This is a genomic window from Micromonospora sp. RTBAU3-60 (assembly GCF_054963695.1).
Window position 1 is genome coordinate 36,394 of the sequence record NZ_JBUEGB010000043.1, and the last position, 17,490, is coordinate 53,883.

At 72.0% G+C, this 17,490-nt stretch carries 13 protein-coding genes and 1 pseudogene; 10 read left to right on the forward strand and 4 right to left on the reverse strand.

The window, feature by feature from the left end:
• Window positions 1–13 precede the first annotated feature (13 nt).
• Window positions 14–1,465 (forward strand): argininosuccinate synthase, encoded by a 1,452-nt coding sequence (gene argG / locus ACY34I_RS28880; protein WP_462758194.1) that lies wholly within the window; start codon window positions 14–16, stop codon window positions 1,463–1,465.
• 64 nt (window positions 1,466–1,529) lie between these two features.
• On the opposite strand, the gene ACY34I_RS28885 is transcribed toward argG, so the two are convergent.
• Window positions 1,530–2,807, reverse strand: a complete 1,278-nt coding sequence (locus ACY34I_RS28885; RefSeq protein ID WP_462758195.1) for a serine hydrolase domain-containing protein — start codon at window positions 2,805–2,807, stop codon at window positions 1,530–1,532.
• 108 nt (window positions 2,808–2,915) lie between these two features.
• On the opposite strand from ACY34I_RS28885, the gene ACY34I_RS28890 reads away from it, so the two are divergent.
• On the forward strand, window positions 2,916–4,781 hold the full coding sequence (locus ACY34I_RS28890; protein WP_462758196.1) for a PucR family transcriptional regulator: 1,866 nt from the start codon (window positions 2,916–2,918) through the stop codon (window positions 4,779–4,781).
• Window positions 4,782–4,915: 134 nt separating this feature from the next.
• Here the strand turns inward: ACY34I_RS28890 and ACY34I_RS28895 are convergent, their stop codons facing one another.
• Entirely contained in the window at window positions 4,916–6,265 is a 1,350-nt protein-coding gene (locus ACY34I_RS28895; protein WP_462758197.1) for a hypothetical protein, read from the reverse strand.
• Window positions 6,266–6,352: 87 nt separating this feature from the next.
• Here ACY34I_RS28895 and murD point away from each other — a divergent pair, with 87 nt between their 5' ends.
• Window positions 6,353–7,699, forward strand: a complete 1,347-nt coding sequence (murD, locus tag ACY34I_RS28900) for a UDP-N-acetylmuramoyl-L-alanine--D-glutamate ligase (RefSeq protein ID WP_462758198.1) — start codon at window positions 6,353–6,355, stop codon at window positions 7,697–7,699.
• 50 nt (window positions 7,700–7,749) lie between these two features.
• On the forward strand, window positions 7,750–8,115 hold the full coding sequence (locus tag ACY34I_RS28905; RefSeq protein ID WP_462758199.1) for a hypothetical protein: 366 nt from the start codon (window positions 7,750–7,752) through the stop codon (window positions 8,113–8,115).
• 49 nt (window positions 8,116–8,164) lie between these two features.
• Here the strand turns inward: ACY34I_RS28905 and ACY34I_RS28910 are convergent, their stop codons facing one another.
• Window positions 8,165–9,139 carry a hypothetical protein gene (locus ACY34I_RS28910; RefSeq protein WP_462758200.1) on the reverse strand — a complete coding sequence of 325 codons (975 nt, stop codon included), beginning with the start codon at window positions 9,137–9,139 and terminating at the stop codon, window positions 8,165–8,167.
• A 183-nt stretch (window positions 9,140–9,322) separates the two neighbouring features.
• Between ACY34I_RS28910 and ACY34I_RS28915 the strand changes: the two genes are divergently transcribed.
• Window positions 9,323–10,630, forward strand: coding sequence for an aspartate aminotransferase family protein (locus tag ACY34I_RS28915; protein WP_462758201.1), 1,308 nt, complete (start codon window positions 9,323–9,325; stop codon window positions 10,628–10,630).
• Window positions 10,627–12,117 carry a CoA-acylating methylmalonate-semialdehyde dehydrogenase gene (locus ACY34I_RS28920; RefSeq protein ID WP_462758203.1) on the forward strand — a complete coding sequence of 497 codons (1,491 nt, stop codon included), beginning with the start codon at window positions 10,627–10,629 and terminating at the stop codon, window positions 12,115–12,117. Before ACY34I_RS28915 ends, ACY34I_RS28920 begins: the two co-directional genes overlap by 4 nt.
• Here ACY34I_RS28920 and ACY34I_RS28925 read toward each other — a convergent pair.
• The gene (locus ACY34I_RS28925; protein WP_462758204.1) at window positions 12,089–13,468 is read right to left on the reverse strand and encodes an acyltransferase family protein; all 1,380 of its coding nucleotides are present in this window, start codon (window positions 13,466–13,468) and stop codon (window positions 12,089–12,091) included. The genes ACY34I_RS28920 and ACY34I_RS28925 overlap by 29 nt on opposite strands.
• Before the next feature lie 208 nt (window positions 13,469–13,676).
• On the opposite strand from ACY34I_RS28925, the gene ngcE reads away from it, so the two are divergent.
• The 4 genes and pseudogenes from ngcE to ACY34I_RS28945 form a co-directional block, all read left to right on the forward strand.
• On the forward strand, window positions 13,677–15,092 hold the full coding sequence (gene ngcE / locus ACY34I_RS28930; protein ID WP_462758205.1) for an N-acetylglucosamine/diacetylchitobiose ABC transporter substrate-binding protein: 1,416 nt from the start codon (window positions 13,677–13,679) through the stop codon (window positions 15,090–15,092).
• 66 nt (window positions 15,093–15,158) lie between these two features.
• Complete coding sequence (locus ACY34I_RS28935; protein WP_462758206.1) at window positions 15,159–16,067, forward strand: carbohydrate ABC transporter permease; 909 nt, start codon at window positions 15,159–15,161, stop codon at window positions 16,065–16,067.
• Window positions 16,064–16,969 (forward strand): carbohydrate ABC transporter permease, encoded by a 906-nt coding sequence (locus ACY34I_RS28940; protein WP_462758207.1) that lies wholly within the window; start codon window positions 16,064–16,066, stop codon window positions 16,967–16,969. Before ACY34I_RS28935 ends, ACY34I_RS28940 begins: the two co-directional genes overlap by 4 nt.
• A gap of 89 nt (window positions 16,970–17,058) precedes the next feature.
• A pseudogene (locus tag ACY34I_RS28945) lies at window positions 17,059–17,490 on the forward strand (hypothetical protein); the annotation flags it as partial.

The following is a 17,490-nucleotide window of genomic DNA, read 5'->3' on the forward strand; positions in this document are numbered from 1 at the left end:
CATAATCTTCCTTGTGTCCAAGGTTCTCACCTCCCTGCCCATCGGCGAACGCGTCGGCATCGCCTTTTCCGGCGGCCTCGACACCTCGGTAGCGGTCGCGTGGATGCGCGACAAGGGCGCGGTTCCCTGCGCCTACACCGCCGACATCGGCCAATACGACGAGCCCGACATCGCCTCGGTGCCCGGTCGCGCGCTCAGCTACGGCGCCGAGGTCGCCCGCCTGGTCGACTGCCGCGCCGCCCTGGTCGAGGAGGGCCTGGCAGCGCTGACCTGCGGGGCCTTCCACATCCGCTCGGGCGGGCGGGCGTACTTCAACACCACCCCGTTGGGCCGGGCCGTGACCGGGACCCTGCTGGTGCGGGCGATGATCTCGGACGACGTCCAGATCTGGGGCGACGGCTCGACCTTCAAGGGCAATGACATCGAGCGGTTCTACCGGTACGGCCTGCTGGCCAACCCGCAGCTGCGCATCTACAAGCCGTGGCTCGACACCGACTTCGTCACCGAACTGGGCGGACGTAAGGAGATGTCGGAGTGGCTGCTCGAACGCGGCCTGCCGTACCGGGACAGCACCGAGAAGGCTTACTCCACCGACGCCAACATCTGGGGCGCCACGCACGAGGCGAAGACCCTCGAGCACCTCGACACCGGCATCGAGACGGTCAACCCGATCATGGGAGTCCGGTTCTGGGACCTGTCGGTGGAGATCCCGACCGAGGATGTCACGATCGGCTTCGACCAGGGTCGTCCGGTGACGATCAACGGTAAGGAGTTCGCCAGCCCCGTCGATCTGGTGCTGGAGGCCAACGCCATCGGCGGCCGGCACGGCCTGGGCATGTCGGACCAGATCGAGAACCGGATCATCGAGGCCAAGAGCCGGGGCATCTACGAGGCGCCCGGCATGGCGCTGCTGCATGCCGCGTACGAACGGCTGGTCAACGCCATCCACAACGAGGACACGCTGGCGAACTACCACAACGAGGGCCGCCGCCTCGGTCGGCTGATGTACGAGGGGCGCTGGCTGGACCCGCAGGCGCTGATGCTGCGCGAGTCGTTGCAGCGCTGGGTCGGCACGGCGGTCACCGGTGAGGTGACGTTGCGGCTGCGCCGGGGCGAGGACTACTCGATCCTGGACACCACCGGCCCGGCGTTCAGCTACCACCCCGACAAGCTGTCGATGGAGCGTACCGAGGACTCGGCGTTCGGCCCGTCGGACCGGATCGGCCAGCTCACCATGCGCAACCTGGACATCGCCGACTCGCGGGCGAAGCTGGAGCAGTACGCCACCCTTGGCATGGTCGGCGGCGCGGCCCCGCAGCGGATGGTCGGCGCCGCGCAGGCGGCCTCGACCGGGCTGATCGGTGCGATGCCCCAGGGCGGCGCGGAAGCCATCGCCTCCCGGGGCGTCTCCTCCGCCGACGACGAGGCACTCGACCGCGCCGCGATGGAGTTCGGCGTCGACTGAGCGATGCCTCGGGAATGGGGTGCGCTGTGACGGCGGGGCGGTGACCGCCCCGCCGTCACGTCGGTCAGCCGAAGTACGTGGACCAGAGGTTGTGGGTCGGCCAGCTGGTTACCGCGCGGGAGGCGGTCCAGAGCGCCGAGTCGATCGCGCCGTAGCTCAGCCCGGACTCGTCGTCGCGCTGGTTGAACACGGCCGCCCAGCTCATCCCGTGGTAGGTGCGGACCATGATGCTGTACGTGCCGGCGAAGCTGCCGGTGTGCCAGGTGTTGCGGCCGGTGCCGCCGCTGACTGGGCGCACCTGCCAGCCCAGGCCGTAGTACCAGCCGTCGGCGTTCACGCCGGTGGGGTTGGGCACGGCGAAGACCCGGCCGATCGAGGTGCTGTTCAGCACCGTGTTGCCGCTGTCGAAGGTTGCCGCCCAGCGGACCAGGTCCACCGCGGAGGCGAGCCAGCCGCCGTTGGCGTCGTGGATGCGCATGCTGAACGTGCCGTACGGGGCGTTGACGATCGTGCCCGAGTTGTCCAGCACGGTCGGACCGGTGTACTGGGAGTGGTAGCCCACCTCGCCGCTGTGTCGGCTGATCGTCCAGCCGGTCGCCATCCGGGTGATGCCCCGCGGGGCGAGCAGCTTCTGCTTCACGTACGTCTCGTACGGCAGGCCGGTGACCTTCTCGATGATCCGGCCGGCGAGCAGGTAGCCGTAATTGCTGTAGGAGACGGTCGAGCCGGGGTCGTGCATCAGCGGCTGGCCGGACATGAATCGGATGACGTCGGCGTGGGTCAGCTCCATCGGCACGCCCAGCGCGTTGGCGATGACCCGGTCCTTGAACACCGGGTCGAACGCGGTCAGGTCCCGGTCCCAGCCGCCGGTGTGCTGGAGCAGCCGCCAGAGGGTGACCTGGCTCAGCCGGGGGTCGGCGGTCTGCCCGGGCGGCGGAGTCAGGTTCAGGAACTTGGTGATGGGGTCACCGAGGTTGAGCTTGCCGTCCTGCGCGAGCCGGACGATCGCCGCCGCGGTCAACGACTTGGAGAGGCTGGCCACCCGGAACAACGAGGTGGGCTGGATGTACTGCGGCGAGTTGTTGCCGTAGCCCCGGGCCAGCACCAGCCGCCCCTGGTAGGTCACCGCGAGCTGGCCGGCCTCGATGTGCCGGGCCTGCATGAAGGCCTTCATGGTGTCGTCGAACGCGCTGAGCGAGCTGACCGCGGTGCCGGACGCCGTCCAGGTGTCCACTGCGGCGCTCGCCGGCGCCGCCCCCAGCGCCCCCGCGCCGAGCGTGCCCACCCCGGCGGCACCCACCAGCTTCCCGAACGTCCGTCGGCTGACCGTCGTCCCGTCCATGCGTCCCCCTCCGATTGATCACGATCATGGCGACGCTACTCGACGGACTCGGGACGTGGCGGCGGCGGGTCTTCGTGATCGGCGGTGACGCAGGGTAGCGTGACGCCCGTGTTCCCTACCGTCCGTGAAGTGCTCGCCCTGGTGCCGGTACGCCACGGCGCCCCGCGCCTGGTCGCGGGCGACGCGGGGCTGGACCGCCCGGTCCGCTGGGTGCACGTGGCCGAGGTGCCGGACATCGCCACCTTGCTCGGCGGCGGGGAACTCGTGCTCACCACCGGCATCGGGCTACCTCCGGACGACGCGGGGCTGCGCGCGTTCATCGACGACCTGGCCGACGTCGGGGTGTCCGGGCTCGTCGTCGAGCTCGGTCGCCGCTACCTCAGCGGAGTGCCCCGGGTGATGGCCGCCGCGGCCGAGCGGCGCGGACTGCCCCTGGTCGAGCTGCGCCGGGCCACCCCGTTCGTCCGGATCACCGAGGCGGTGCACGCGCTGATCGTGGACGCCCAGCTCACTGAGCTGCGGGCCACCGAGGAGATCCACCAGCGGTTCACCGAGCTCTCCGTGGAGGGCGCCGGCCCGGAAGACGTGGTGCGGCAGGCCGCCGAGCTGGCCGGGTGTCCGGTGGTGCTGGAGAACCTGTCCCGGCGGGTGCTCGCGTACGACCCGGCGGGGGAGAGCGCCGAGTTGCTGCTCGACGGCTGGGAGCAGCACTCGCGGCGGATCCGGCCCGCCGGGCGGACCGCGTACGACCCGGACAGCGGGTGGCTGGTCACCACCGTCGGCGCCCGGGGCGAGGACTGGGGGCGGCTGCTGCTGCGCTGGCCGGCCGGCGGCGAGCTGACCACGGGCGGCGCCGACCGGCTGCTGGCCGCCGACGACCGCCCGCCGGAGGTCGTCCCGCTCGACGGGATCGACGGCACCCGGCCGACCCCGCCCACCCGGCTCACCATCCTCATCGAGCGGGCCGCCTCCACGCTCGCCCTCGGCCGGTTGATCCGGCGCGACGCCGAGGGGTTGGAACGGCAGATCCACCGGACCCTGCTCACCGCCCTGATCGACCACTCCCGTCCGGTCGACGAGGTTGCGCTGCGGGCCAAGGCCCTCGGCGTGACGCTGGACCGCCGCCACCTGGTCGGCGTCGTGGTGCGGTACCGGGCCGACGACGCGGCGGAGGCCGGGGAGTCCGGTCCGGAGGCCGGCCCGGCCCGGCTGCGCGACCTCGCCGAGTCGGTCGGCCAGGCGCTCCGGGAGGCCAGGCTCACCGCCCTGACCAGCGCCGTCGACGACCATGCGGTCGGCGCGCTGCTCGCCCTCGCCGACCCGGCCGCCGAGGAGAAGGCGCTCGCCGCGCTCGCCGCCGCGCTGCGCCGGGTACGCCTCGACGCCGTCCCGGCCCGTCCGCCGGGCCCCCGGTCCGCCCCCCGCCCGGTCGACGTGGCCACCCGTCCCGTCGCCGTCGGCGCGCCGCGTGCCGCCGACGGGCCGGCCCGTCCGACTGCCGTCCCGCCGCGGGCGGCCGCTCCGGCAGCGGTGATCATCGCGGCCGGGTCCGGGGTGGGCAGCCTGCGGGAGGCGGGCCGCTCACTGGTCGAGGCGCGGCAGATCGCCGAGGCGGCCCGCCGGGACCGGCGGGATCTGCCGATCTTCCGGCTGCCGCACGTCGGGCTGGCCGGCCTGCTGCACCTGCTGCGGGACGAGCCGCGCCTGCAGACTTTCGTGGAGCGGGAACTCGGTGCGCTGCTGGCGTACGACGCCCGGCATCCCCGCGAGCAGTTGCTCGGCACCCTGCGGGCGTACCTGGAGCAGGGCCGGAACAAGTCGGCGGCGGCCGCGGCGGCGCACCTGTCCCGGCCGGCGTTCTACGAGCGGCTGGCCCGGATCGGCCGGATCCTCGACGTCGACCTCGACTCGGTCGAGGCCTGCCTCTCCCTCCACGTGGCCCTGCTGGCCCTGGACGCCGTCCGCACCCCCTAACCCCGCCCGCCCCCACCCCAGCCTTCGCGCGGTTGATCATGAAGTTGTTGCCCGCTGCTTCGGCGTGTCGCGGCAACAACTTCTTGATCAACGACGGCGGCGGCGGGGCGGCGTGGGGTGGGGTGGGGAAGGGGTTAGGTGAGGGTGGTGAGGGCCTTGGCGTAGGCGGGGGGGACGAAGGTGGGGCCGGCGGGGGTGAAGACGTCCGAGGTGGCCGCGGTCGACCAGGCGGTGTCCGGGACCGCGTCGACCAGGGCGCGGACCACCGGGGCGTCGCGCCACTGGTCCTGCTCGGCGAGCAGGCTCAGCGCCACCACCGACTCCTCGACCTCGCCGACGCACTCGAACGGCTTGTGCCCGTCCACGCCGAGCAGCTCGCGGTAGCCGGGGATCTGCGCCTCGTCGGCGAGCAGGTCGCCACCGAAGATCCTGGTGAGCCGCTCCCGAGGCATGAACGGCGCCATGGCCAGGAAGACGAACCGGCACTTCGGGCAGTCGCGGCACCAGCGCTCGCTCGCGTCGCGCAGCTTGAACGCGGCGTTGCAGCTGGTCACCACGGCGTCGTACCGGTCGATCTCGGCGAACAGCCGGGCGATGTGCAGCTCCGACAGCGACCGCAGCAGCGAGAAGTACGGCTCGGTGAGCCCGGCGTGCTCGGCGAGGGCGGCCCGCAGCAGCCCCTCCGCCTCGACGCCCTTGGACCACTGGTGGTTGATCTCGTGCCCCTGCCAGCTGAGGTTGGGGTCGGATGCCGAGCGCTCGTTGGACATCACCACCGGGCCGAGGCCGTGCAGCACGGCGGTGGCGACCGCGATCAGCGAGTTGATCGCGGTGACCGGGATGTGCCCGTTGCGCGCGCCGGCCGCGTTGAGGTCGAACAGCACCGGGTCGATCCGCCGCCGGGCCGCGAGGGGCACCAGGTCGGACGCCTCGTTGACCGACACGATGACGTGGTTGGGGTTGACCGAGAAGGGCACCGGGTCGAAGCCGGCCCGGCGCAGCGCCTCCAGGCTGACGATGGAGTCCTTGCCGCCGCCGACCGCGGAGAGCGGGCGCCGGTCCGAGTCGTCGTACACCCGGGGTGGGGTGACCTCCCCGGCCGGCACCTCGGGGCGCAGCTCCAGCACGTGCGGGAGCTGGTTGCGGTACGCGTACTCGCCGAGGCCCTTGGTGTAGACGGCGGTGACCAGCTCGACGGCGGCCGCGCCCAGCGGCGCCGGCAGCACCAGCCGGGGCGGGGCGGCGGCCTTGTAGTAGCTGACCCCGGCGACGATGTGCAGCAGGTCGAGCACCCGGTTGACGGTGGCCGCGGTCTCGTCCGACACCGGCTCGGCGGGCAACGGGAAGGTGATCACCTCGGTGAACCGCTGCTCGCCGTCGGGGCCGGTGAGGGCGTAGTCGAACAACGCCTCGCCGGTGGCGAAGTCGATCGAGTAGGACGGGAAGGTGAAGGCGTCCATCCGCCGGAGCTGCTCGTTGGGCACACGCAATACTAGGCCCTGGTTCGTCCGGCCGTGTCCGGCTGCGTCGGACCGTGCCCGCCGACCACCGTCGCGACCCGAGGAGAGCCTGTGCGCCTGTCTGATCTGCGCGGACGTCATGTCGCCGTCTGGGGCGCCGGCCGGGAGGGCCGGGCCGCGGTGACCGCGATCGCCGCGCACGGCCCGGCCGAGCTGGTCGTGGTCGACGACAGTGCGAACTTCCTCACCCTGCCCTGGGAGGGGGCGCTGGCGGAGGCCGCTCCGCTGGTCACCGGGGAGGCCGGCTTCGCCCGGCTGGCCGCCGCCGACGTGGTGGTCCGTTCGCCGGGCGTGCCGAACACCCACCCGTGGATGGTCGAGCTGCGCCGCCGGGACGTCCCGATCACCCAGGGCAGCGCGCTCTGGATGGCCGACCACGCGGCCCGGACGGTGGGGGTCACCGGCAGCAAGGGCAAGAGCACCACGTCCAGCCTGATCAGCCACCTGCTGACCGCGGCCGGCCGACCCAACGTCTTCGGCGGCAACATCGGTGTGCCGCTGCTCGACCTGCCCGAGGCCGAGCTGTACGTGCTGGAGCTGTCCAGCTACCAGTGCGCCGACCTGACCGACTCCCCCCGGGTGGCCGTGGTCACCGCGCTCTTCCCCGAACACCTCGACGCGCACGGCGGCGAGCGGGAGTACTACCGGGACAAGCTGAACCTGCTCGCGCACGGCCCGCACACGGTGGTGGTCAACGGCGCGGACCCGCGGCTGGCCCTGGAGTTGGGGGACCGGGCCGCGGTGCGGGTCGGCCTGCCGGACGCCGCCCACGTCGCCTCCGGCCCGGACGGCAGCCCCTGGTTCCACCTGCGGGACCAGCCGCTCTTCCCGCGCGCGGTGCTGCCGCTGGTCGGCCGGCACAACGAGGGCAACCTCTGCGTCGCTCTCGCCGTGCTGGACGCGCTCGGCGTGGACGTGGTGGCCGCCAAGGACACCCTCGCGGTGGCGGTCGCCGGGTTCCAAGGGCTCGCCCACCGGCTCACCGAGATCCCCGACCCGTCCGGCCTCACCTTCGTCGACGACACCCTGGCCACCAGCCCGTACGCGGCGATGCACGCGATCGACGCGTACGAGGGGCGGCCGTTGACCGTGATCGTCGGCGGGACCGACCGGGGCCTGGACTACAGCCCGCTGCGCGACCACCTGGCCGAGCGGGAGGTCACCGTGATCGGCATCCCGGACAGCGGCCCCCGGATCGTCGAGGCGCTCGCCGGGCTGCCGGCGGTGCGGACCGAGCTCGCCGAGGACCTGGTCGCCGCGGTAGGGCTCTCCCGCAAGCTCACCCCGGCCGGCGGGGTGGTGCTGCTCTCCCCGGCCGCGCCGAGCTACGGGCGGTTCCGCAACTTCGAGCACCGGTCCGAGGTCTTCGCGCAGGCGGTCGCCGACACCGCCCGCTGAGCCCCGGCCGGCCCTGGTCGGGGCCGGTCCGTCGGGCTAACCTCGTGATCATGGCGGTGCTGGTGGACGTGGACCCGGACCAGTTGGTCGTCCGGCTCACCGGCGCCGACCGGCTGTGGGCGCTCACCGCCGGGGTCCGCGTGCCCACCGCCGCGATCACCGGCGTGCGGCCGGTCTCCCGCGCCGAGGCGTACGCGCGGGGCTCTGGCTGGCGGCTACCCGGCACCTTCTGGCCCGGCCTGATCATGGCGGGCAGCTACGTCTCCCGGACCAACGGCCGGTCGTTCTGGTGCGTGCACCGCGCCGAGGAGGTGCTGCTGGTCGAGTTGGACGGGGAGCCGTACGACCGGCTGGTACTGGAGGTGGAGCAGCCGGCGGAGGTCTCTCGGGCGATTGCGCGTGCCCGGTTCCGCTGAGTCCCTCCCGGTGAGGGCAACCGGGGCGGGCTCCTGCACCGGCGCCGTCTCAGCTTGGCAGTACCGCGTGCAGGGCGCGCATGGACCGGATCGCCGACCGGATCTCCTGGAGGTAGCGGCCCGGGGTGAGGGTGGGTTCGGGTAGCCCGGCCACCGCCGCCAGCGTCGGGTCGACCCCGACCGTGTCGATCCCGCAGCGGTACGGCACGGCGAGGGTGCGCAGCGCGTCGCAGTGCTGGAACGGCACGTAGATCGGCGCGGTCACCATCAGCACCGGGTCGCCGGCCCGCAGCCGGACGTGTTCGGCCCAGAACCGCTGGGTGTCGGCGGTGTGCGCCCGGCGCCGGTCCGGCTCGCTGGACGGGGCGGCGAGGACCCGGACCGGGGGCAGGCCGGCCGGTCGGTAGGTGCGCGAGGACCAGGCCCGGTGGGGGTGGTCGGCCGGCTCGCCGCGTTCCTCGCTCGGCGTCGTGACCCCGAACGCGGCGCGTACGCCCGCGTCGAGGGCGTCCACCTCGGTCGAGCAGCCGGTGATCCCGGCGTCGGCGAGCATCCGTGACTCGGCCGGGGAGAGGAGCCGGCAGCTGCCCAGCACCGCCACCTCGCCGGTGATCCCGGCGACCGTGCGCGCCAGGTGCGCGGCGTACGCGGTGCGCCGCAGGCAGGCGTGCGCCAGCCCGCCGAGCACCAGCAGGTGGGCGTATCGGGGTAGGGCCGGCGGGACGGGTCGGACCAGGCCCAGTGCCGCCGCGGCGTCGAGCACCAGCCGGACGGTCGCCGGGTCGAAGGCCGGCTCCCGGGCCTCCGGGCGTTCCCGCCCCTCGCGGAAGTCCCAGTGCCGGGCGGAGAAGTCGTCCAGCCCGGACAGCACTGCCGGCAGGTCCCCGGCCGGCCAGTCACCGCCGAAGTGCCGTACCAGGGCGCGCAGCGGCGGCGAGTCCACCCACGCCCGTACCCCCGCCGTGAGTTCCCCGTCGGTCGTTCCCGCCGCGCCGGCCGGCAGCGCCACCCCCGTCGTCCGCACCCGGCGGATGCTACCGCCCGTCCGTACGCGGGCACCGGCCGTTGTGGATCGTGGCCACAGCGGCAGCGGCGCGGGTTGACGCGGTGTCAGGCGGCCGGGGCCGCTGCGCTACACAGTGACAGTTGTCCCCCTCATCGGGCGGTGAGAGCGTGCGAGGACCAACCGCCGCTGAAGGGTGCGACGATGACCTCCGACGATCTGCTGGCCCGGCACCGGGCCGTGCTCCCGTCCTGGATGCCGCTCTACTACGCCGAACCGATCGAGCTGGTCTCCGGCTCCGGCCGCCGGGTGACCGACGCCCAGGGACGCAGCTACCTGGACTTCTTCGGCGGGGTGCTGACCAACATGATCGGCTACGACATCCCGGAGATCCGGGACGCGGTCGAGCGGCAGCTGCGCACCGGCATCGTGCACAGCTCGACCCTCTACCTGATCCGGCAGCAGGTGGAGCTGGCCGAGAAGATCGGCCGAATCTCCGGCATCCCCGACGCGCGGGTCTTCTTCACCAACTCGGGCACCGAGGCGAACGAGGCGGCGCTGCTGGTCGCCACCAACCACCGCCGTTCGCACCAGATCCTCGCGGTGCGCAACAGCTACCACGGCCGGTCGTACGCGGCCATGGGCGTGACCGGCAACCGCAGCTGGTCGGCGAGTGCGCTCAACCCCTTGCAGGTGGCCTGGCTGCACTCCGGTGAGCGGCTGCGCGGTCTGCTGTCCCGGCTCGACGAGTCCGACCGGATCGACGCCGCGGTGGAGGACCTGCGCGAGGTGCTCGCCACCCAGACCTCCGGCGACGTGGCCTGCCTGATCGCCGAGCCGATCCAGGGCGTCGGCGGGTTCGTGCACGGCCCGGACGGGCTCTTCGCGGGCTGGAAGAAGGTGCTCGACGAGCACGGCATCCTGCTGATCAGCGACGAGGTGCAGACCGGCTGGGGACGGACTGGCGAGCACTTCTGGGGCTACCAGGCGCACGGCGTCACTCCGGACCTGCTCACCTTCGCCAAGGGCATCGGCAACGGCTTCGCCCTGGCCGGCGTGGTCGGCCGGGCCGACGTGCTGGAGTCGGTGCCGGCGATCAGCTTCTCCACCTTCGGCGGCAACCCGATCTCCACGGCGGCCGGCAACGCGGTCCTCGACTATCTGCTGGATCACGACCTGCAGGCCAACGCGGAGCGGGTGGGCGCGATCCTCGGCGACGGTCTGCGCGCCGCGGTGGCCGATCTCGACTGTGTCGCGGAGGTGCGCGGCAAGGGCCTGATGCTGGGCGTCGAGTTCGTCCGCCCGGGCACCAGTGAACCCGACCCGGCGCTCACCGCCCGGGTCTTCGAGGCGTGCCGGGCCGGCGGTCTGCTGGTCGGCAAGGGCGGCCTCTACGGCAATGTGGTGCGGATGGGTCCGCCGCTGACGCTGACCGAGGACGAGGCCCGGGAGGGCCTGGCGATTCTGGTCGACGCGATCCGTTCCTGCGTGGCGGCGGAGGTGGCGGCGTGAACACGATCGGGCATTTCGTCGACGGCAAGCGGGTCGTCGGTGACTCGGAGCGGCGCGGGGACGTCTTCGACCCGGCCACCGGCCGGCGTACCGGGCTGGTGGCGCTGGCCTCCGCGGCGGATGTGGCGGGCGCGGTGGAGGCGGCCGAGCGGGCGGCGCGGGCCTGGCGGGACGCGTCGCTTTCCAAGCGGACGGCGGTGCTGTTCGCCTTCCGCGAGCTGGTCCACGCCCGGCGCGGCCGGCTTGCCGAGGTGATCACCGCCGAGCACGGCAAGGTGCTCGCGGACGCCGGCGGCGAGGTGCAGCGGGGCCTGGAGGTCATCGAGTACGCCTGCGGCATCCCGTCGGCCCTGCGCGGCGGCTTCAGCGAGAACGTCTCCACCGAGGTCGACTCGTACAGCCTGCGCCAGCCGCTGGGGGTGGTGGCGGTAATCTCGCCGTTCAACTTCCCGGCGATGGTGCCGCTCTGGTTCGTCCCGGTCGCCGTCGCCTGCGGCAACGCGGTGGTGCTCAAGCCCAGCGAGAAGGACCCGAGCGCGGCGCTGCTGCTGGCGGAGTGGTTCAGCGAGGCGGGCCTGCCCGACGGCGTGCTCAACGTGGTCAACGGCGACAAGGAGGCGGTCGACGCCCTGCTCGACCACCCGGGGGTGAAGGCGGTGTCCTTCGTCGGCTCCACCCCGGTCGCCCGGTACGTGCACCAGCGCGCCGCGCTGGCCGGCAAGCGGGTGCAGGCGCTGGGCGGGGCGAAGAACCACATGGTGGTGCTCCCCGACGCCGACCTCGACCTGGCCGCAGACGCGGCGGTCAACGCCGGCTTCGGCTCGGCGGGGGAGCGGTGCATGGCGATCTCCGCCCTGGTCGCGGTGGAGCCGGTGGCGGATGCCCTGGTGGCGAAGATCGCCGAGCGGATGGCCCGGCTGCGTACCGGGGACGGCCGGCGCGGCTGCGACATGGGTCCGCTGGTCACCGCCGCGCACGCCGAGCGGGTCCGGTCCTATGTGGAGTCCGGGATCGCGGCCGGCGCGGTGCCGGTGGTGGACGGGCGGGACGTCACCCCGGACGGCGTGGCGGAGGGGTTCTGGCTCGGGCCGACCCTCTTCGACCACGTCACCCCGGACATGTCGATCTACACCGACGAGATCTTCGGGCCGGTGCTCAGCGTCGTCCGGGTCGGCTCGTACGACGAGGCGGTCGACCTGGTGAACGTCAACCCGTACGGCAACGGCACGGCGATCTTCACCAACGACGGCGGGGCCGCCCGGCGGTACCAGCACGAGGTGGAGGTGGGCATGGTCGGCATCAACGTCCCCATCCCGGTGCCGATGGCGTACTACTCCTTCGGCGGTTGGAAGGCGTCGCTCTTCGGTGACCTGCACGCGCACGGCGCCGAGGGGGTGGCCTTCTTCACCCGGGGCAAGGTGGTCACCAGCCGCTGGCTCGACCCCCGGCACGGCGGGGTCAACCTCGGCTTCCCCACTCAGACCTGAGCAGTCGCAGCACCCCCGCCCCGGCCAGGTACGCCGCCAGCGCCGGGGCGGGCAGCCCCAGCGGCTCGGGCGCGGTCTTGCCGGTGAGGCTGTTGATCAGCAGCCCGGCGACCGGGCCCGCGTAGCCCACCGCGACCAGCGCGGTCCGGACCGGTCCGCCGGTGCTCGCCCGGCCGTGCCGGCGGGTGCGGGCCTCGATCGGGCCGAACACGGCGACCAGCGCGGCCAGCACCACGGCCAGGGCGAGCAGCCAGGGCACCCGCCAGGCCCACCAGGCCGCCGTGGCGACCTGCGGTGTGGGCAGCACCCCCAGGGTGTCCAGCAGGCCGACCAGCAGGACGGCGGCGGTCAGGTGCCAGAGGAAGACGGTCAGCACCACCGCGTTCACCGCGATCACCGCCTGCCAGGGGCCGCGGCGGCGCAGCCACCGTCGGGCGGGATTCTGCAGCAACAGGATCAGCCCGAGCTGCGCGATGGCCGCCGCGAGCAGCGCCACGCTCGGCGGGGCGGTGTTGTCCAGGCGCTCGCCCGGCACGTTCAGCATCGACACCGGGTACGGCCCGACGCGGGTCAACAGCAGCAGCGCGACCAGCCCCACGAGCACCAGCACCGCCCCGGCGCGCCGCGAGGTGGGCAGCCGTCGCCGGCGCAGTCCGGCACGGTCCCCGCTGCCTTGATCCGGTGCTGTGGGGCTTGGGCGCCGGGCGTCGTACCAGGCGAAGCCGAGCTGGTGGACGGCCAGCCAGCCGAAGAGGTAGTTCCCGGTGGCCAGGTCGGCCGGGCCGAGGATCCGGCCCAGATCGCCGAGCGCCACCAGCCCGACCAGCACCAGCGGTACGACCAGGCCGAGGCGGCGGTGCAGCGCGTACATGACGGGGGTCAGCGGGACCACCACCAGGTAGGCGACGAGGAACCAGAGCGGGATGGTGGCGAACCAGGCCACCGTGCGGATCTCGGTGGCGTCGGCGCCGCGCAGCCGGGCCACCGCCGCGCCGGCCGCCAGCACCACCAGCAGCGCGGTGGTGGGCCGGATCAACCGGCTGCTGCGGTCGATCAGCCAGCCGGTGGCGTCTCCGCCCCGGGACCGCCAGGAGGTCAGGGCGGCGGCGTTGGCGTAACCACCGACCAGGAAGAAGATCGGCATCACCTGGACCACCCAGGTCAGCGGCCAGGCCCAGGGGAGGTCGCCGAGCGCGGAGTGCCCGGTGGGTCGGCCGGACTGGTCGTGCCCGATCACGGCGATGGTCCAGTGGCCGAGGACGACCAGGGTGATGGCGAGCGCCCGGAGCAGGTCGGCGTAGCGCTCGCGGCTGGGCGGGGTGCGCTCGGCGAGCTGCCGCAGGCGGCGCATGGGCCCAGGCTATTCCAGCGAGTTCTGGCTCGCGGTGATAACGGTTCGGTCGTCGGGTCTTGTGGTCCGCGCCCCACTGTCGTAGAAATTCTTCAGCAATTCGGATTGAACTGAAGACAAGCGACGCGTAACCCCACCGTGCCTCGCCGTCGCGGCCGCCGTCCCCCATCCCCGGCGGGCCGCCCCGTACCCGAACCGAGGAGATGCGATGAACAGGCGTGAGATCCTGCAGCGCACCGCCGCCGCCGGCCTCTTGGTCACCCCCGCCGCCGGCCTGCTCGCCGGCTGCGCCACCTCCGGTGGCGACGACAACAAGAAGGACACCGGCTACAAGGGCAGCAAGAGCGAGCAGAACCCGCTCGGCGTCAAGGAGGACGCCCCGCTCGAGGTGGTGATCTTCAACGGCGGCTTCGGCGAGGAGTACGCCAAGGCCCACGAGGCCATGTACAAGGAGAAATACCCCAAGGCGGAGATCAAGCACGCGGCGACGCAGGAGATCAACAAGACCCTGCAGCCGCGCTTCGTCGACGGCAACCCGCCGGACGTGGTGAACAACTCCGGCGCCGGCCAGATCGACCCCAACGGCCTGGTGTCCCAGGGCGCCATCGCCGACCTGGGCGAACTGCTCGACGCCCCGAGCCTCGACATCCCCGGCAAGAAGGTGCGCGACACGCTGCTGCCCGGCACCGTCGAGGTCGGCTCGTACGACGGCAAGTTCCTCGTCCTCAACTACACGTACACCGCGTACGGCATCTGGTACTCCACCAAGCTCTTCACCGAGCGCAACTGGCAGTACGGGAAGACCTGGGAAGAGCACATCGCGCTCTGCAAGCAGATCAAGGCCGCCGGCATCGCGCCGTGGACGTACGCGGGCAAGCACCCCCGCTACATGAGCTGGCCGCTGATCTCCACGGCGATCAAGTTCGGCGGACCGTCGGTGGCGATGGCGATCGACAACCTCGAGCCGAACGCGTGGAAGTCCGACGCGATGAAGGCGGCTGCCGACGCGTGGCACCAGATCGTCAAGGACAAGTACATCCTGGACGGCTCGCCGGGCCTGGACCACATCCAGTCCCAGACGGCCTGGTGCCAGGGCAAGGCCGCCTTCATCTCCTGCGGCTCCTGGCTGGAGAACGAGCAGGCGAAGGTCACCCCGGCCGGCTTCAACATGACCGTGGTGCCCACGCCCAGCCTGAGCACCGGCGACAAGCTGCCGTTCGAGGCGATCCGGGGCACCGCGGGCGAGCCGTTCATCGTCCCGGCCAAGGCCAAGAACGTCGCCGGCGGCCTGGAGTACATGCGGGTGATGCTCTCCAAGAAGGGCGCCCAGGACTTCACCAAGAAGGTCTCCAGCCTGCCCGTGGTCGCCGGCGCCACCGAGGGCGTCGAGCTGCCGTTCGGCCTGAGCACGGTGTCGAAGGCGCTGGAGGCCTCCGGCTCCAACGGCTTCAACTGGGTCTACAACAACTTCTACCGCAAGCTGGAGCGGGAACTCGTCGACGCGGCGTGCGGTGAGTTCTTCAGCGGGCGGATCGGCCCGGCGGAGTTCCTCGACCAGTGCCAGAAGGGCGCCGACTCGATCGCCCAGGACAGCTCGATCAAGAAGTACAAGCGGGCCGCGTAGCCAGCCGGTGGGGGTGGGCGTCGGCCCGCCCCCACCTCCCTGGCCGGTTGGAGGAGGATCCCCCTCGTGCGACATGGCAAGTACCCGCTGATCATCACGTTCCTGCTGCCGCCGCTGGCGCTCTACGTCCTGTTCGTGATCTCGCCGTACCTGCAGGCGTTCCAGATCTCGACGACGAGCTGGCTGGGCTACTCGGCGCAGGCCGACCCGGTCGGTCTCGCCAACTTCCGGACGATGCTGCATGACGACCGGGTGTGGAACGCGATCGGCAACAACGCCATCCTGCTCGCCGTGGTGCCGGTGCTGACCATCGGCCTCGGCCTGTTCTTCGCCACCATGCTGTCGATGGGCGGTCGCGGCGACCGGGCCGGCGTGACCGGAGTCCGCGGATCAGCGTTCTACCGGCTGGTCTACTTCTTCCCGCAGGTGCTCTCGGTAGTGATCATCGCGCTGCTCTGGCGGGAGATCTACCACCCGAACAGCGGCCTGCTCAACGGCTTGCTACGCGCCGTCGGCCTGCCCGCGCCGACCTGGCTCGGCGATCCGCGCACCGCCTTCTGGTGCGTACTCGCCGTGATGGTGTGGAGCAACGTCGGCTTCTACGTGGTGCTCTTCGGCGCGGCGATGTCCGCCATCCCGCGCGACATCTACGAGGCGGTCCTGCTCGACGGCGCGTCCCGGTGGGTCACGCTGCGCCGGATCACCATCCCGCTGCTCTGGGACACCGTGCAGGTCGCCTGGATCTACCTGGCCATCGCGGCGCTGGACGGCTTCATCCTCGTCCAGCTGATGACGAACGGGGGACCGAACTTCTCCTCCGACGTCATCGGGCTGCGGATGTACGAGACCGCGTTCGGCAGCGAGAGCAAGTTCGGGTACGCCTCGGCAATCGGCGTGGTGATGTTCTTCCTGACCCTCACGGTGGCGGTGCTGGCGCTGCGGGCCGCCCGGCGCGAGAGGATCGAGTACTCATGACCACCCTGGACAGGCCCACCACGACGGGCGCGGAGCCGGGCCCGACCCGCCACGACCCGGGGCCGGCCCGCCGCGAGCTGGGTGTGGTGAAAGTCGCGTCGCACGGCTTCCTGCTGGTCTGGGGCGCGCTGACCGTGCTGCCGCTGCTGTGGATGTTCCTCAGCTCGTTCAAGAGCGACGGCGAGATCCTCTCCGACCCGTGGGGGCTGCCCGGCGCGCTGCGCCTGGACAACTGGGCCCGGGCCTGGACCGAGGCGCACATCGGCCGGTACTTCCTCAACAGCGCCATCGTGGTGGCGGGTTCGCTCACGCTGACTATGCTGCTCGGCGCGACTGCGGCGTACGTCTTCGCGCGCTACGAGTTCCGGGGCCGTCAGGTCGTCTACTACCTGTTCGTCGGCGGCATGATGTTCCCGGTCTTCCTCGCCCTCGTCCCGCTCTTCTTCGTGGTCCGCAACGCCGGTCTGCTCGGTACCTGGCCCGGCCTCATGCTGGTGTACGCGGCGTACTCGCTGCCGTTCACGGTGTTCTTCCTGACCGCGTTCTTCCGCACCCTGCCGACCGCGGTCGCGGAGGCGGCCCTGATCGACGGGTGTGGCCATTTCCGGCTGTTCTTCCGGGTGATGCTGCCGATGGCGCGTCCGGGACTGATCAGCGTGGCGATCTTCAACTTCCTGAGCCACTGGAACCAGTTCATCCTGCCGCAGGTGCTCATGCAGGGCGACGACTCGAAGTACGTCCTGGCCCAGGGCCTCACGGCACTCGCGGTCAGCCAGGGCTATCAGGGCGACTACAGCGGCCTGTTCGCCGGTCTGACCATCGCCACACTGCCGGTGCTGGTGGTCTACGCGGCGTTCCAGCGGCAGATCCAGGCGGGCCTCACCGCTGGCCAGCTCAAATGAGGTGGCGGTTGCCACAGGCAACGGGGCAGCGGGGCCAGTGACGGCTCCCCTATGGTGGGCCGGCATCTTCACCGATTGACAGGAATCAGATGTTCTTCCTCATCTATGACTTGCTGCTGCTGCTCGGCGGCATCGCGATGATCGTCTTGGGCCTGGCGATCCGCGAGCAGTCCACCGGATCCCGGATCCTCAACGTCGTCGTCGGCCTGGCCATGTTCGGCTACGGCTTCTACCTGATGTTCCTCTTCGAGGGCGGGACGTACCGGATCTTCTTCTACGTCTTCATCCTGCCGATCCTGCTGATCGTCCGGGCGTTCAAGGCGCGCAAGGAGGCCCGCGAGCAGGCAGCGGCGCACCAGTTCGCCGGCGCGGCCCAGCCCGGCTACGGCCAGCCGGTCGGGCCCGGCCAGCCGGCGCAGGGCTGGCCGGCCCCGCAGGGCCAGGCCGGCCCTTACGGTCAGCCGGCCCCGTACGGCCAGGCCCCGCAGGCCCAGCCGGCCCCGTACGGCCAGGCCCCGCAG